The following is a 14825-nucleotide window of genomic DNA, read 5'->3' on the forward strand; positions in this document are numbered from 1 at the left end:
CTATGATACAAGTAATAAATCCCGTTGCGATAAGCGCAAAACCCACAGTAGACCCGCTCAAAATAAATACTCCATACCAAAGTGGGCTGACGAGACAATTCACGGACCTGCTGTGCTGCTAATTCGGGGTTTGATGCGGTCGGCGGCAATGACTGCATATTAAAAGCACGAGCCGCAGTATTCTGTATCAAAAGCTTCACATACGCATTATAGCGCTCAATGTTAATCACATCATACTCATTAAAGACCGGTGAAAACTGTCGAGCAAAAACTTCTGCATCTTCCGCCCACCCGGAAAGCCAACAAAGTCCCAACTGTACCCAAGACCGCGTCTCGCATGGTCGACTTACCGTCTTCAATAAGCTGACCTAGATATTGATGCGCAAGTGTTAAGCAGAGTCGATACTTACGCGCTTCGGAAAGAATAGTTGCAATTGATGGCGTAATAAAATTTTGAAATTCATCAATGTACAGGTAAAAATCTTTGCGCTCTGTTTCAGGCAAAGCCGCCCGTGACATTGCGGCCATTTGAAGCTTGGTTACCAGGATAAGCCCAAGCAGATTAGAGTTCACTTCACCGGTCCGTCCCTTGGAGAGGTTCACCAAGAGTATTTTTTGTTCATCCATTATTTTCCTAAAGTCAAACCCGGAGTGCGGTTGACCAATGATGTTGCGCATCATGCGGTTTTCTACAAAGCGACCGACTTTAGAAATAAGATAGCCAAGCATTTCGGACTTGTGGAAGTCTGAAGTCTGTGCCATTTCCTTTTCCCAAAAAGCCCGAACAACCGGATCTTGCACCTTACTCAACTTATATCGCTGGAAAGTCTTGTCAGTAAACATGCGTGGAATATCAACAATCGTTCCTGGTGCCTCGCGATCAGCCGCTAAAGTAAGCATAACGTTACGCATATTATGCTCAAACATCGGGCCAATCATTTCTGGCGGGAAAAGCTTGTAGAAAATGGCAATCATTTCTTGTATAGCAAAGTCGATTTGCTCTTCTCCCTCAGCATCAAGCATATTCAAGCCAATGGGACGCTCAGTATCAGCCGGCTCAAACAATACCACATCCTTCATGCGTTCTTCTGGTATCGAGCCCAGTAAATGCTCAACTAAATCACCATGCGGATCAATCACGCAGACACCTTCACCGTTGCGAATATCCTGCTTGGCCATTTCCTGCATTTCAACCGATTTACCTGTGCCGGTAATACCAATGATATAGGCATGACGGCGACGATCTTCTCGCGAAATACGTATGGGCGTGCGAGCGCCCCGATAGATATTTGTACCAAGTAAGAGACCTTCCTGTGGCACATTGACCGGTGGTGGCGCCTTACGAGCACCCAACCAAAGAATATTTGGAGTCTCAATCGTGGCTGAGGGCAGGTGATAAAGACTGGCCAATTCCTCAGTATTTAACACATAGCGACGGCCCTCATTAAAACTACGATAAACAAAGTCCCGCACAAAACGAGTTTTAGAAAGGAGGGAGCGTTGTCGAAATCCATTACCTGATTCTGGTGAGGTGTATTGGGAAAAGGCATTCACCACGGCCTGATGAATCATGCGTGCTCGCGCTAGGGTTTGGGAGGCGGCAATGACACGTATATTCACATGAAAACCTGATTTAGAAGACTTTACCCCAATAGCCTCCACCTTACTCTGCTCAGCCGGCGTCATTTGATATGGAGTCATTTCCCGTTCCATCCGCTGCCGTCGATCAGCTTCACTTGTACCAGAGACGCTTGATTGCAAAGTACGGAAAGTGGCGCCCAGCACTGACATAGCACCTGAATTACCTTGCCCAACCGGCTTACCATCCTGAATACGTCTGGCAATAGCATGTCCGCTCTTTTGCCAGCTCGTACCTGCCGGACGCAAGACCATTTGAATTGCCGCGCCTTCATTAGGGTCCAGCTTTGACATCACATTAGTTAATGCGTTCAGTGGATCAGACTCAAGTGTACGGTAGCTGCGTATTGGATAGGCGGAAGCTTTTGCGAGCGTCAAATAACTTCCCGCCACATAACCCTGCGGAGGGAAAATATTATAGTCAGGCACTTCCTCAATATGCGCCATGGGATATTGCGCTTGTACTTGTGATTCGAGGAGCTGCTGCAAGTGTCTCGGTACGGCCATGTAAAACTTTATCAATCCCTTTTGCGCAACAATTTCAAACGCGAGATGATCGGTTCGGCCATAGAGAAAATTATACCAAGCGTTCGTAAGAATATTTGCGTGCTGTTCAGCCTTGATGCCAGCTAGGTTGGCATAGAGCGTTTCTGCCACGGAGAGGAGTTCGCGCGGATCACTTGGTTGATGTTCATCTTGCGCCGCCTCTTTAGGCACTGTTACGAGCAGTACTACATGCTCCAAAGCAACTGGCACACGATGCTTTGCTCGCACATACCAGCGAATTAACCAGAGGGCTAATACAACAACCAGCCCAAAAAGCACTATTGGCCATACTACTTGCACTATAGGTTGCTCAAAAAAACTCTGGCTAATATCTTCAACCGAGGGGGTGGCTAAACTTCCACCTGGCCCGCCTATTTGTAATAATGCACCAAAAATCATAAATCCTTTTCTGGATGACGTAAGCGCAAAATCTTATCTGTCTTAATTTTTGCTTCTTGCTCGAGATAATATTGACTCACGCCCGGGATAAATCGTAGCCAACGTAAAATAACCTTCGTTATGGCCTGTACCTTTACTTTTACCGCACTCAGCAATTCGGTAACCTTTTGAGCGGTTTTTTCTCCTTCTTGTTTGAAGCGCTGCTGCTGCTCAGGACTCATCCCGCGAAAAACCTCTTGCAGATTTTCCTCCAAAATAGCCTCTACCTGCTGCGCTGGCGTACCATAAGGGAGGGCCGGCTCTATTTGACTGGTCTTAGTCTGCGGTTGAGCAATTCGTCGTCGAGATTCCGTATCAGAATGTATTTTTTCCTGCTCGTGTTGCGACTCACTTTCAAGAACCCTTTCAGGCTGCGGAGCCTGTTCAATCCCAAATTCAGGAGCTATCGCCTCGGGCTTTGCACGCTCTGGCGAAAAAGCCGGTGGTGCTTCTTGATGTTCCTTTGTTTGATCAGCCACGTGTGTTCCCCTATACCCCTTAAAACAAATGAAAGTATAACATTTTCATCTTGCTTTCTCAACTTGAAGAAAAAAGAAAAGCCCCGCTCCAATTTGTTCGGAAGACTCCTCGGGATGAGAAGTGCTCGGAACAAACCAGAGCGGAGCAGATAAGGCCTTACCCAATCAACGGCTTAGTATGCACCCATGTACACACTTGCACCGACAGCCCATAAAAAGCTGAAAAGAATGAGTAGGGCAGAAAGTGTGACACCTTCCATAACTTCAACCAGGACATGTGGCTGTGCTTTAGCTTGGGCAGCAGCTGGCTGGTCAGTAGTTGAAGCTACCGGTGTGGTATTCATTTGTGATGGTTCCATTTTTCTTTTTCCTTTTTGCTCCGTTGTACTGAACGGAGATAATTTTTTTTAAACCGACTCCCTTCGACCTTTATACGGGAACTTGGTTTCGAGATGATGAGGTGGGAAGTGTTGGCGCAATCTTAGGAGCATGCGCTTGCAGCTCTTCTTCCAGTCGGTTGTCCTTTTCCCACTCTTGGACAACGGTCAGAATATCAGATTCGATAACTGTTGGTACTTTGCCGTCTTGATTGTTCAGTGACTCGAGTTTTACTTTGGCAGCCGCTTCATCAATCACATCAATTGCTTTATCCGGGAAATGACGGTTGCTTAATTTTTGATTAGAAAGTTGCACCGCATAATTTAATGCCTCGTCGGTAATACGTACACCATGGTGCTTTTCATATCGCGAACGTAATCCATACAAAATTTTTAAAGTCATGTCGGCACTTGGCTCTTCAATGGCAACCGGCTGGAAGCGTCGCTCTAGAGTACTGTCACGTGAAATATAATTTGTATACTCTTCAGGGGTAGAAGCGCCAATGACTTGTAACTCACCGCGTGCTAGAGCCGGCTTCAGAATATCGGCTGCATCAATTGCACCAGATGCCTCACCTGCCTCGGCTAAGGTATGAATCTCGTCGATGAACAAAATGATTGTTCGGTTCGCATGAATGATTTCATCGCGTAAAGTTTTTAAGCGCTTCTCAAATTCACCGCGATATTTTGTGCCAGCAACCAAGCCAGCTAAGTCGAGAGCTAGCACGCGTTTCCCTTTCAAAGTTTCGGGAACTTTTCCGTTGGCAATTTCGCTGGCTAACTCCTCAACTATAGCCGTCTTACCAACTCCTGAGTAACCGATCAACACGGGATTATTTTTTGTACGGCGTGAGAGAATTTGAATAAGTCGATGAATCTCATGACTGCGACCAATCACTGGATCTAATTTCCCTTGGCGTGCAAGGTGGGTTAAATCATTTGCGTATAAACCTAAAGTCGAGACATGATGGCCGCCATCCCTCTGTCCCTTAACGTAATAAAAAATTACCAGCAGTCCAATCAACCCAATTCCGAGTGGTACAAATATTTCCATAACCTTTTTTGTTTTTCTTTTGCTTACAGCGCTTAACGCTGTACGTTTTTATTCTTCTGAGGTAACAAAGACTTGATCTACGCCGAGCACTTCGCCATTGCGATATGTTTTTGTCGCGCTAGCGGTCGGGATAGTGTCTTGCTTCCCGCCTGTCCAAGTGTAGATGGCGGAAAAAAGAACTGAGCCAAGTACGATAACACCCACTGACACAACATAGAGCAGGGCTATTTTTTGACTTGTGCTTACTTGTGTAGTGGTTTGTACTGGGATTGTTTTTTTATTTGGCATAAGGCCTCCTGGTTTGAAAAACAAAGACCATATTCAGTCTTTGTGTTTCTTTTACATTTACTATTCTAGCACACTTTTTTACTTTTTGCAAGCATAAAATAACGCGTCAATTGTTTCGGCAATGTTCAATTTAATATATTACCAAACTCCCTGGACTACCACGTTCAGGGAGAGCGCTTCTTCCGCGAAGGTGGTACTTCGCGGAATTGTAAAGGTGACTTTATTGCCCCCCCTCCCTTCCCTATTCCATGCACCGTCCAAGATAAATTCTTGGACTACGCGGTTATTATTTTCTCCTGCGTAGCGCAGGCGAAGAATTCATCTTCGCCATTCAGCATCGCTGGAGTTTATACAAAAACTTCAGGCAAAAGAAAGACGCCTGCACTCAAATGAGTAACAGGCGTCATGGTGGTGAGTGAGTCGGGAAGATCATACTTCCTCCTCACTACTGTCCGCGAACCGTGAAGTCCGGTCCGCCGTTGTTGTTGGTGCACACCGCGACGACCCAAGCGTACTTGCCCGTGAAACCGCGGACGGTTTCAACTTCGTAGATGCGCTCAGCCGTGATCGCCGGCACGTTGATGGTGAAAGTACGAAACACACGATCACTGATCTGTGACTGATACACTTTGATAGTGTATCGCCCCTCGTTCAGGGTCATAGTCCCGTACTCATTGGGATGCACGGTCAGTCTTCGCGGCGGAGTACCGTCTTGCTCGTCCGCCGCTGCATGCCGAGTGATCTCGTACGACAAGGTGTAGTTCCAGTCGTTCGAGAAGATGCCTTCCGAACCTGCGAAATCCGGTCCCGTGAGCGTGAATGCACACCCAGAGAGGAGCGACGCTACGATGCCCAGAAGAGCAACGATAGCGAAGAAACGGTTGAACACCTGCATTGTTCATTACCTCCCAATCACCACGCCAGCAGCGTAGCGATGGTTGTAGTAGCGGAAGCTCCGTCCTTGATATGGGACGAAGAACTTTCCGTCACGTGTCTTCTTCCCATCGACGTTGAAGGATGTCCAGAGATACTTGCCCTCCGGATACCACTTCACGAAAGTCGGACATGTTCCGTCCAACGTGAATTGGTCCAGAGGATTCCTGTCAGAATCGTAGACGATCACTCGTTGCGTGAAATCCCGAAGTGGACCAGTGTTGGCGAAGATGACTTCCCCGCCTCCAGTCGACTCCACCACCTCGTGTCCATGCGCGACAGGGTTGTCGCACACGAAAACTTCGTGACAGAAGCGAGCTGTCGGTCCGCAACCCGTGAGGAGGGTCACGCCAGCAGTCAACAACATGATGACAAAGAGCGAGCGGTTCATTTTCCTTTCCTCCGTAGCTAGAGTGCTTCCAATTGTGAACAGAGCATGATAGCATATTTTCTCTATTTTGTCAAGAGGAGTAATAAATAACCTCCAACCGAAAGCTGAAGATGGCCATCTTCAGCTGCGAATACTATTGCCCATGCACTCCTCTACTTGCTACACTTCCCCTACATGGAACTCCAGCTATTCAACACACTGACACGACAGAAAGAAATATTTACTCAACCAGACCAGAGTCCGGTAAAAATGTATTCATGCGGACCAACGGTGTATGGCTTCGCGCACATTGGTAATCTCCGCACCTATGTGTTTAGCGACCTCCTCCGCCGAACTCTTGAGTACAATGGTTTCAAAGTTGCCCAAGTCATGAACAGCACCGACGTTGGACATCTCACCGACGATGCTGATCAGGGAGAAGATAAAGTCGAGCAACAAGCCAAACGTGAAGCAAAAAGTGCGCTCGAGCTCACTCGTTCCTATGAGGAAGCCTTTCTTCATGATTTAGATGCCCTGCATATCGAACGCCCTACCCAATGGCTACGTGCGAGCGAACACATCCAAGAACAAATTGCCTTGATTCAACAACTTGAGGCAAAAGGGGTTACCTATCAGACTAGCGATGGAATTTATTATGACACCAGCACCTTCCCCCGCTACGGCGAATTCGCCCGACTACATACGGCCGGACAACAGGAAGGCGCCCGCGTGCAAGTGAATACTGAGAAGCGTCATCCGACTGACTTTGCTCTGTGGAAGTTCAGTCCAGCTAACCAACAGCGCCAAATGGAATGGGGTTCTCCTTGGGGAGTTGGCTTCCCGGGCTGGCATCTAGAGTGTTCAGCTATGGTGATGAAAGCCTTTGGACCGACTGCTGATATTCACACCGGCGGTATTGATCATATTCCTGTCCACCATACGAATGAAATTGCCCAGAGCGAAGCAGTGACCGGCCAAGCGCTGGCCCGTTTCTGGCTGCATGGCGAATTCCTTATAATAGACGAGGGTCGTATGGGTAAATCTGAAGGAAATGCGCTTACCTTAAAAACACTGCAGGCAAAGGCCTTTGATCCTATCGCCTACCGCTTCTGGCTATTGCAAACTCATTATCGCACCAAGTTAAACTTTACCTGGGAAGCTCTCGAGGCAGCCCAGCGAGGTTGGCAAAACATGACTGCCGAAATAGAGCGTTGGGGCGCTATAGAGCCGGGACAAAGGAATGAAGATTTTGAGCAGCGCTTCCACGAAGCCATCAACAATGATTTAGATCTGCCAAAATCTATGGCTATAACTTGGGAGTTGTTGCGCTCGGAAATACCTACCAATGATAAACTGGCCACCCTCTTAGGTTTTGATCGAGTTCTTGGACTAGGTATTGAAAGCATCCGCCCAATTACGCTGCCTGAGGAATTAAACACCTTATTACAAGAGCGCGAAACAGCCAGACAGGCAAAGGACTGGGAAAAGGCGGATACGCTTCGTCAGCAACTTCTCGATGCTGGGTATGTAGTTGAGGATCGACCAAGCGGCGCTTTTGTCCGCCGAGCCTAATTACACTGAGACAAAGCTTTTTGCATAGGTGATGGCTTCATCCATGCCGCCTTCGTATTTCACCACGTACTGATCAGCCACTTCCCTACCTGCTTGCATATCCACGCGTGAACATAGGGAGCTAAGGAGTATTAAGGGGATGTGCTTTGTACGCTGGTCAGCTTTAATGCAACGAGCAGAGGCAATTCCATTCATCACTGGCATAACAATATCTGAAATTATCAGGTCCGGCTTTTCATTCATAACTATAGATACCGGATCAGCACTTGGGTTAGTAAAGTGTCGCACCTCAAAGCCAGCTTGGCGCAGACGCTGGCCAAACTTTTCTGCAAAAGCTGGGTCATCTTCAAAATGAAGTACTCGAGGTTTAGACACAGAAGGAGTATAGCAAACTTTCTATATACTTATGCTATAGTAAGACTGCTTAAATAATTGGATCATTTACGAGGGGAAAATGAAAATACTACTCATCGAAGACAACCCAGAAATCCGTGAGTTTCTCAAGCCGGCTTTAGAAGCGGAGGCTTTTTCAGTTGATATTGCTGAGAATGGTAACATTGGTGCAAAAATGTCATGGGATCACACCTATGACTTGATTATTTTGGACTACATGCTGCCGGATAAAAATGGCTGGGAAGTATGCCAAGAAATAAGAAATCGTGGAAATAAGGTACCTATTCTCGCACTTTCGGTGGTAAATGATACCGAAAAGAAAGTAGAATTTCTCAACTCAGGCGCTGATGACTATCTCACGAAACCTTTTTCCTTTAATGAATTATTAGCCAGAATTAGGGCACTTTTGCGTCGACCCGATACTTTTGTGCACAATACACTGGCCGTTGGTGACCTTGAAATGGATCTCATTCAGCAAACAGTACGATGTGGGGGCCAAGAAGTATATCTAACTCGCAAAGAGTTTGAATTATTGGAGTATTTAATGCGAAACCCAGATCGTCCTTTATCCCGAGGAATGATTATTGAGCATGTCTGGGATATGGCAATTAATACTTTTTCAAACACAATAGAAACGCATATTTTCAATTTGCGTCGGAAGCTCAATGAAAAAGCTTCGCGACAAATAATCGAAACACTCCCGGGTCGAGGTTATAAAATAAGTTCAGTTTCCAAAATCACTTCTTAAGATAAAGTTAAGCAATTCTTTATCTCACCTGCTCTATAGTACATGTGCGCCTTGCTGGTCGACATTGCGCAGTAGTACAAATTTAATAGGAATAAGCCACATGAGCACCTTACTGGAGCAAATGCTCAACCAAGTTGAGACGCGGGGGGAATTGCAGAGCACCGAAATTGCTCTGCAGCAAAGTGAGTTCCAGCCCTGGTCTCCCTGATAGCGCAAAATGAACGCTCCGACGCCTCAGTTTGGAAACGGCTTTTTTTCAAAACCGAACTACCCGCGTAAGGGCGTTCATTTTTTTCGTCTGCTTTTTGCACTTAAATCCATTGATGAGGATAAGCGTCGTAAGGAATTTATTCTCCTTATTATTCTGACGACCTCCATACTTATTGTCCTAGCGCTGAATCTCAGCGTACTTATTCGATTACTGCAAAGCCCTGACTTCACCGATCTGCGAGTTGCCGTCCCTTTCATCATACTTCTCGCCTTTGTTTTTCTCTTCTGGTTAATGAAAAAACAACACATTACGATTACATCGTACATTGTCGTTGGAGTATATTTCTTCAGTATAAGCTTTGCTGCTTATACTTGGGGTATTGATTTGCCGGCCGCACTACTGAGTTTTGGTGTCCTCCTTTTTATTTCCGGAATGCTTATTTCAGCTCGCTTTGGTATTGGCTTGGCTATTGCCACTGCGGCTATCTTGATTTATTTTGCGTATCTGGAAGAGCACGGTATACACACACCGGACCGAGCCTGGATACAACAAGGGATACGAGTAAGCGATGCCATAAATTTTTCTATCATACTGCTCTTTTTAACTGTGATCTCATGGCTGGCTAACTCCCAAATCAATAAATCTTTGCAACGCGCTCGATATTCTGAGGAAGCCCTGAAACAAGAGAAAGACCTACTAGAAATTACGGTACAAAATCGCACAAAGGCTTTGCGAAAAATTGAGCTACAAAAAATATCCGAGCTGTCTCAATTTGCTGAATTTGGCCGACTAGCAGCAGGACTGTTTCATGATCTCATTAATCCACTTAATGGCCTGCTCTTAAATATCCATCGCCTCTAACAAAGTGATGAAGCAAAGCAAGGAGACACACAAGAACGTATACAGCAAGCCGTAAAAGTAGGAGCTAAATTACAAGAATTTATTCAAAGGATTAAAAAGCAAATTAGTCGGGAACAAAGCCATGAAATATTTTTCCCAGCAAATGAGATTAGCGATGTTATCGAGCTACTGCGATACCAAAGCACTGAAGCAAAGGTGCATATCGCCTGCGTGACCACTAGAGAAATTTCCATTTATGGCTCCCCTCTCCTGTTTAGACAGCTCATACTCAATCTCCTAACCAACGCGATTGAGGCGTATCAAGGAACTGAGCAAAAAGATAAAACTGTACTCATCACACTTCATGCAGATAATGCAAATAATGAACTGAGCGTCCGAGATCATGGAGTTGGTATCCCGAAAGATAAGCTCTATAAAATATTTGAGCCATTTTATACGACCAAGCCTAGTGATACTGGGATAGGCATTGGACTATCCACCGTTAAAAGTATTGTTGAGCAAGAATTGGGAGGAAGTATTAAGGTGCAAAGCGGCGAATATACAACCTTTACCATTCGTTGGCCTCAAAACTCTTCACCGACGCGACATGGAGAACACTAATGCGCAGATCATCAAACAAGGACTACGTTACCTACAAAACATACAAACAAAAGAAGGGGGCTTCCTCAGTCAATCAAGCCCACTAAGCGAAAAAAATCCCAGGGGAATTCCGCGCCTCACGAGTTTTTTTACTTCACATGTACTTTTTTGCCTTGCTCAACTTCGCGAGTACACTGAAACAGAACTCATCATTAAGAAAGCCGAGCATTTTTTACGTTCACAAATTAACGCGCAGGGTTCATTTAATTACTGGAATAGAACAAGTACAGAGGCTACACAAATCCCCTATCCGGATGACCTCGATGATACGATATGTGGATGGAATGCGCTCCATCTACTTCACACCGACGGTCTAAGCGGCGCTGAGTTGGCCAAGCTCACTCAACTCCTTATTCATCAGGAAGAGCAACCCGGCGGACCCTACCGCACCTGGCTACTGAATTCTCACTCCCCTGATGGTGAATGGTCAGATACTGATTTGGCAGTCAATGCACATATCGCCCGCCTTTTACGTTACCTCGGAGTAAAAACACCGCGCCTAGATGCTTTTTTAGAAAATGCATTGCGACAGGAAGTTCTCCTCTCGCGATATTATCCTAGCTCCTTCCCAATCCTCTATGCGCTCTCCTATCGTAGCCCTCAAAAACATTCAAGCTTTATTCTACGTCATATCAAGAAGCTCCAACTCCCTGACGGCACCTGGGGTAATCCATTACATAACGCTTTAGCTATTGAAACGCTGAGGGAGCTTGGCATTCGAGAAAATGAATTCGATAGCACTCGTGCGCAACAGTCCTTACGGGAAGCTCAAGAAAAAGGAGCTTGGCCAGCCATTGCTTATTGTATTGATCCCTGCTTCGAGGGCGAACAAATGATTGCTCGATCGAGCGCCCTTACAACCGCATACTGCCTACTTGCACTACATCAAAAAGAGAAAAAATCTCCTGTAACTATCGCAAAGGCAAATGAAAGCGAGGCGCGCTTTCTGCATGACGTCCATCAAATTCTTTCTTATAAAATTACTAGTCTTGCGCCAGAGTTACAAGATCAGGGTAAGCAAACAATACTGCACTTTATTGAAAAAAAAGAAAACGCACATATCGCACTCCTCTCTTTACTAAGTTACCGAGCACTTTCCTCAAATATACTTAGATCCGACTATGAGTATCTGCTACGTCTCGCAATAAATAATATCTATGGATGGATTGCCTATGGCATTTACGATCACATTCTCGATGAAAAAGATCTCATTGAGAAGCTACCTCTCGCCAATGTTTTACTCCGCACTCTTCAATCAGAATACACTAAGCTTTTGCAATATATCCCGGGAGGTATTACTTATCTCGAAAACACTCTTAATGCCATAGACGCGGCTAATGCATGGGAAATTGACCATTGCCGACTACACGTTAATGAAAAAAAACTTAAGCTACCCCAACACTTGCCTGCATTTAAGGATCTTTCGCAGCTAGCACAAAAAAGCTTTGGACATGCACTACCAGCAATAACGGTATTTGCGCTCCACGGCTATAGCTTAGAAGAAGCTCCCCTTCAACATTTGCAAAACTTTTTTAAACACTTCCTCATAGCACGTCAGTTAAACGATGATGCACATGACTGGCTTACTGACTTAACAAAAGGAAGAATCACGCCAGCCAACCTGCGGGTGATTAAAAAAATATCAACTAAAGAAATTAACTTTCAAGAGGATCTTACAAAACTAAAAAAAATGTATTGGGAAGAATGTATCAATGATATTAGTCAAGAAATTCTTCAGCATATTGCTGAAGCAAAAAATGAGCTTGGACAAATTAATATAGCAAATCCTGAGTACCTCAGCTCACTTCTTCACTCCTCGGAAACTGCAGCTAAAGAGGCAAAAAAACAAAGTAAGCAAATACTAGGCTTTCTAAAAAACTTTCATCCAGCCTAGAACTGTGAAAACTTCCTGGCGCTCTTAATTTTTCACGCTAATCCCGCCAAACATAGCCGTACCCTGAATTGTCAGAGTCTTGCTCGCATTTGGATCGGGTTGTGATTTATCCTCTGAGCCACCTAAGATCGGTGTTACATTCATCACCACCCGCACATTTTTTGGCACAATAATATCAATACCAGCAAAACTGGCTGATGCGTTCAGGACTGATTGCTCAGCCAAATCTGCTTCGCGAAAATCTAACTTAATGCCACCGAACCAGGCTGAGCTTTGTCCTTCCTTAAAATGACCAGTCACTTTGCGTTCTATACCGCTAAATACCACGCTTGCATCAGCTGACCCTTGATCCTCCTTCATCCTTCCATCCCATTGCTTTCCCATGACGATCCGGGCACCAAAGACAATGATAATGATTGGCCAGAATAAGGTCCAGGCAGATTTCGCAAAGAGATCGAGTTGATCAATAAACAATAATAAGCCAACTAAAATAATGAGGGCCGGACCAAACCACATGCGACGATTATTATTCAATGCGTAAAAACCTACTGCGATTATTGCCAAGGACCACCAAAAATTTGGTAGATTGTCTGCCCAAGCAAGATCAAGCTGCTGCAGGAGAAAACCCAAGCCTAATAAAATCAAGAAAAAACCTATAAGTTTGCGCATACTACATCCATTAAGATTCTGATACTATAAGCATACACCTCTCAGTACAGCTGTCTATAGGGTATCAAGATGCCGGTTCTGTCGAAACCATTGCTTCTGTAGCTGGTAATTCGGCAAAATACTGGCGACCCGCTGCCAAAATTTCTTGCTGTGATTATGCTCAAGTAGATGGGCTAACTCATGTACGAGCACATAATCAATTGCTTCGGAGGGTAATAAGATAAGACGCCAGCTCAAAGCGATATTTCCACCCAGACTGCAGGAACCCCAGCGTGTTTTAGCGCTGCTCAAACGAAGTTTTTTATACTTTAAGCCGGTCCGCTCGCTCCATTCCTGAATTCGTGAAAAAAGATATTCTCGCGCCTCTCTCTTGTACCATTCGTGCACTAGTTTTTTTGCCTGAAGTCTTTTTTGTGTTGGTAGAAGCAAAACATCATCTCGGAGAGTTGCTTTTTTTATTGAGGAAAAATGTAGGGTAAATATTTTACCTTTATAGTTAAAACGCTCCCCTTCTTGATATTGTTTTACTTTTCTCGGTCCACCGTTCTTTCTTATCCGTTGGAGATGCTGCTCAATCCAGGTCGACTTCTGTCGTAGGAGTTCTTCGATTTTTTCTACCGGGAATTGAAGAGGAGCTCGGATCAGCAATTGCGCTTCGGGCGTAATCAATACTGCCACACTTCTTCGGCGTGACCGAATAAGGCGATACGTATGCATTTATTTCCCGGACTTTACTTTTAACTCACGCAAACGATGAGTAAGTAGCTGACGGAGTAGACTAAGAGGAATCTTGGAATCGAAAGGAAACTGTAGTGTGGCTTTACCTGTTTGATACGGTGCGAGTTTCTTTGCCCATTTTGAATCAGAACGCATGCTCGACATAACAAAGAAGCTCACATGATCACGAAATGCAGCAAAATATGCTAGACGACCATTCCAGTCATAATAAGGCATACCATAGCTTATCTTTTCTTCCGCCTTAGGTGCTACGGTTGTTATTAATTTCCGTATTTGCCGTAGCATTGGCTGGGCTTTCTTCGGCGCTGCACTAATATATGCACTTACTGTTTTAGCTTTTTGCATAGCTACTTCTTTCTTGCGGTTTTCTTATTTCGTTTCTCAAGTATCCCTCGTACTGAAGGACTAACTGCTTTATCTTTTCTATGAATACAGCCTAACCAACAACATGGACGTCGCATACCTTCCTTTAGCTCACTCACCACTCGTCGGACATGCTCCTTTCTCGTTTCTTCCTTTTTCACAAAGGTGGTCCAACAAATCCACTCATTACGAGCAAGTGGTGTAAGTTTCTCCCATAATCCAAGAGCGGCCTTATCAGCGCTTAATGCTTTTTGTAGGTCAGGTGGAACTGTATGAGCTGTTCCAGGGGAAATTTTTTGAGACATTTTAGTCGTAGTGTTTATTTCTTCACTTCTGATATTAACACATGCAAGATGTATTATGAAATATCAATTTCAGCTTGGTAACCCGCTTCGCGAACCGCTTGAATAAGCTGGTCAGCCTTTACCTCATCACCGTGCGTAACCTCGGTGCGTGCTTTCGCATAATTAGTTTTTGAAGAATCAACACCAGGCAAATCCTCAATACTATCATCAATGGTCATGCTACATGAAGTACAATGCATACCACTAATTTTTAGAAGGGTCTTTTGCCTATCGCTTTGTTTTTTACGTTGAAAAAACATAATTGGATAT

General features: G+C 45.0%; 18 protein-coding genes. 5 read left to right on the top strand and 13 right to left on the bottom strand.

The features are described 5' to 3' along the window. Positions 1–240: 240 nt before the first annotated feature. The 7 genes from H6760_02435 to H6760_02465 all read right to left on the bottom strand — a co-directional run bounded on the left by H6760_02435 (position 241) and on the right by H6760_02465 (position 6144). Positions 241–2583 (bottom strand): DUF853 family protein, encoded by a 2343-nt coding sequence (locus H6760_02435; protein USN54004.1) that lies wholly within the window; start codon positions 2581–2583, stop codon positions 241–243. Next, positions 2580–3101 (bottom strand): hypothetical protein, encoded by a 522-nt coding sequence (locus H6760_02440; protein ID USN54005.1) that lies wholly within the window; start codon positions 3099–3101, stop codon positions 2580–2582. The genes H6760_02435 and H6760_02440 overlap by 4 nt, the downstream gene beginning before the upstream one ends. A 173-nt stretch (positions 3102–3274) precedes the next feature. Further along, positions 3275–3460 (bottom strand): hypothetical protein, encoded by a 186-nt coding sequence (locus tag H6760_02445; protein ID USN54006.1) that lies wholly within the window; start codon positions 3458–3460, stop codon positions 3275–3277. 70 nt (positions 3461–3530) lie between these two features. Continuing rightward, on the bottom strand, positions 3531–4532 hold the full coding sequence (locus tag H6760_02450) for an ATP-dependent Clp protease ATP-binding subunit (protein ID USN54007.1): 1002 nt from the start codon (positions 4530–4532) through the stop codon (positions 3531–3533). A gap of 48 nt (positions 4533–4580) precedes the next feature. After that, positions 4581–4820: a hypothetical protein gene (locus tag H6760_02455; protein USN54008.1), complete on the bottom strand. Its 240-nt coding sequence runs from the start codon at positions 4818–4820 to the stop codon at positions 4581–4583. Between the two features lie 445 nt (positions 4821–5265). Beyond that, the gene (locus tag H6760_02460; GenBank protein ID USN54009.1) at positions 5266–5715 is read right to left on the bottom strand and encodes a hypothetical protein; all 450 of its coding nucleotides are present in this window, start codon (positions 5713–5715) and stop codon (positions 5266–5268) included. A 6-nt stretch (positions 5716–5721) separates the two neighbouring features. Further along, entirely contained in the window at positions 5722–6144 is a 423-nt protein-coding gene (locus tag H6760_02465) for a hypothetical protein (GenBank protein ID USN54010.1), read from the bottom strand. A 174-nt stretch (positions 6145–6318) separates the two neighbouring features. On the opposite strand from H6760_02465, the gene H6760_02470 reads away from it, so the two are divergent. Then, entirely contained in the window at positions 6319–7695 is a 1377-nt protein-coding gene (locus H6760_02470; protein ID USN54011.1) for a cysteine--tRNA ligase, read from the top strand. Here H6760_02470 and H6760_02475 read toward each other — a convergent pair whose 3' ends face one another. Continuing rightward, on the bottom strand, positions 7696–8070 hold the full coding sequence (locus tag H6760_02475) for a response regulator (protein USN54012.1): 375 nt from the start codon (positions 8068–8070) through the stop codon (positions 7696–7698). Positions 8071–8149: 79 nt separating this feature from the next. On the opposite strand from H6760_02475, the gene H6760_02480 reads away from it, so the two are divergent. The 4 genes from H6760_02480 to H6760_02495 all read left to right on the top strand — a co-directional run bounded on the left by H6760_02480 (position 8150) and on the right by H6760_02495 (position 12441). Beyond that, a complete protein-coding gene (locus H6760_02480) occupies positions 8150–8836 on the top strand; it encodes a response regulator transcription factor (protein USN54013.1) in 687 nt (228 codons plus the stop codon). 217 nt (positions 8837–9053) lie between these two features. Next, entirely contained in the window at positions 9054–9908 is an 855-nt protein-coding gene (locus H6760_02485; protein USN54014.1) for a hypothetical protein, read from the top strand. Positions 9909–10118: 210 nt separating this feature from the next. Beyond that, entirely contained in the window at positions 10119–10508 is a 390-nt protein-coding gene (locus tag H6760_02490) for a HAMP domain-containing histidine kinase (protein ID USN54015.1), read from the top strand. Then, entirely contained in the window at positions 10495–12441 is a 1947-nt protein-coding gene (locus H6760_02495; GenBank protein USN54016.1) for a hypothetical protein, read from the top strand. The genes H6760_02490 and H6760_02495 overlap by 14 nt, the downstream gene beginning before the upstream one ends. A 24-nt stretch (positions 12442–12465) precedes the next feature. On the opposite strand, the gene H6760_02500 is transcribed toward H6760_02495, so the two are convergent. Genes H6760_02500 through H6760_02520 form a run of 5 tightly spaced genes read right to left on the bottom strand, consistent with a single transcriptional unit; the run spans position 12466 to position 14815 of the window. Continuing rightward, positions 12466–13110 (bottom strand): hypothetical protein, encoded by a 645-nt coding sequence (locus tag H6760_02500; GenBank protein USN54017.1) that lies wholly within the window; start codon positions 13108–13110, stop codon positions 12466–12468. 54 nt (positions 13111–13164) lie between these two features. Continuing rightward, positions 13165–13827 (bottom strand): M48 family metallopeptidase, encoded by a 663-nt coding sequence (locus H6760_02505; GenBank protein ID USN54018.1) that lies wholly within the window; start codon positions 13825–13827, stop codon positions 13165–13167. Then, positions 13828–14193, bottom strand: coding sequence for a DUF1801 domain-containing protein (locus H6760_02510; protein USN54019.1), 366 nt, complete (start codon positions 14191–14193; stop codon positions 13828–13830). 2 nt (positions 14194–14195) lie between these two features. Further along, complete coding sequence (locus H6760_02515; protein USN54020.1) at positions 14196–14516, bottom strand: YdeI/OmpD-associated family protein; 321 nt, start codon at positions 14514–14516, stop codon at positions 14196–14198. Positions 14517–14569: 53 nt separating this feature from the next. Then, the gene (locus H6760_02520) at positions 14570–14815 is read right to left on the bottom strand and encodes a cation transporter (protein ID USN54021.1); all 246 of its coding nucleotides are present in this window, start codon (positions 14813–14815) and stop codon (positions 14570–14572) included. Between the last annotated feature and the right edge of the window lie 10 nt (positions 14816–14825).

This window comes from Candidatus Nomurabacteria bacterium (genome assembly GCA_023898465.1).
Taxonomy (GTDB): Bacteria; Patescibacteriota; Patescibacteriia; order HK-STAS-PATE-3; family HK-STAS-PATE-3; genus HK-STAS-PATE-3.

Bases quoted from the DNA above. Each gene is read 5' to 3' on its own strand.
- H6760_02435 (USN54004.1), bottom strand. From the start codon at position 2,583: ATGATTTTTGGTGCATTATTACAAATAGGCGGGCCAGGTGGAAGTTTA.
- H6760_02445 (USN54006.1), bottom strand. From the start codon at position 3,460: ATGGAACCATCACAAATGAATACCACACCGGTAGCTTCAACTACTGAC.
- H6760_02450 (USN54007.1), bottom strand. From the start codon at position 4,532: ATGGAAATATTTGTACCACTCGGAATTGGGTTGATTGGACTGCTGGTA.
- H6760_02455 (USN54008.1), bottom strand. From the start codon at position 4,820: ATGCCAAATAAAAAAACAATCCCAGTACAAACCACTACACAAGTAAGC.
- H6760_02460 (USN54009.1), bottom strand. From the start codon at position 5,715: ATGCAGGTGTTCAACCGTTTCTTCGCTATCGTTGCTCTTCTGGGCATC.
- H6760_02465 (USN54010.1), bottom strand. From the start codon at position 6,144: ATGAACCGCTCGCTCTTTGTCATCATGTTGTTGACTGCTGGCGTGACC.
- H6760_02470 (USN54011.1), top strand. From the start codon at position 6,319: ATGGAACTCCAGCTATTCAACACACTGACACGACAGAAAGAAATATTT.
- H6760_02480 (USN54013.1), top strand. From the start codon at position 8,150: ATGAAAATACTACTCATCGAAGACAACCCAGAAATCCGTGAGTTTCTC.
- H6760_02485 (USN54014.1), top strand. From the start codon at position 9,054: ATGAACGCTCCGACGCCTCAGTTTGGAAACGGCTTTTTTTCAAAACCG.
- H6760_02495 (USN54016.1), top strand. From the start codon at position 10,495: ATGGAGAACACTAATGCGCAGATCATCAAACAAGGACTACGTTACCTA.
- H6760_02500 (USN54017.1), bottom strand. From the start codon at position 13,110: ATGCGCAAACTTATAGGTTTTTTCTTGATTTTATTAGGCTTGGGTTTT.
- H6760_02505 (USN54018.1), bottom strand. From the start codon at position 13,827: ATGCATACGTATCGCCTTATTCGGTCACGCCGAAGAAGTGTGGCAGTA.
- H6760_02510 (USN54019.1), bottom strand. From the start codon at position 14,193: ATGCAAAAAGCTAAAACAGTAAGTGCATATATTAGTGCAGCGCCGAAG.
- H6760_02515 (USN54020.1), bottom strand. From the start codon at position 14,516: ATGTCTCAAAAAATTTCCCCTGGAACAGCTCATACAGTTCCACCTGAC.
- H6760_02520 (USN54021.1), bottom strand. From the start codon at position 14,815: ATGTTTTTTCAACGTAAAAAACAAAGCGATAGGCAAAAGACCCTTCTA.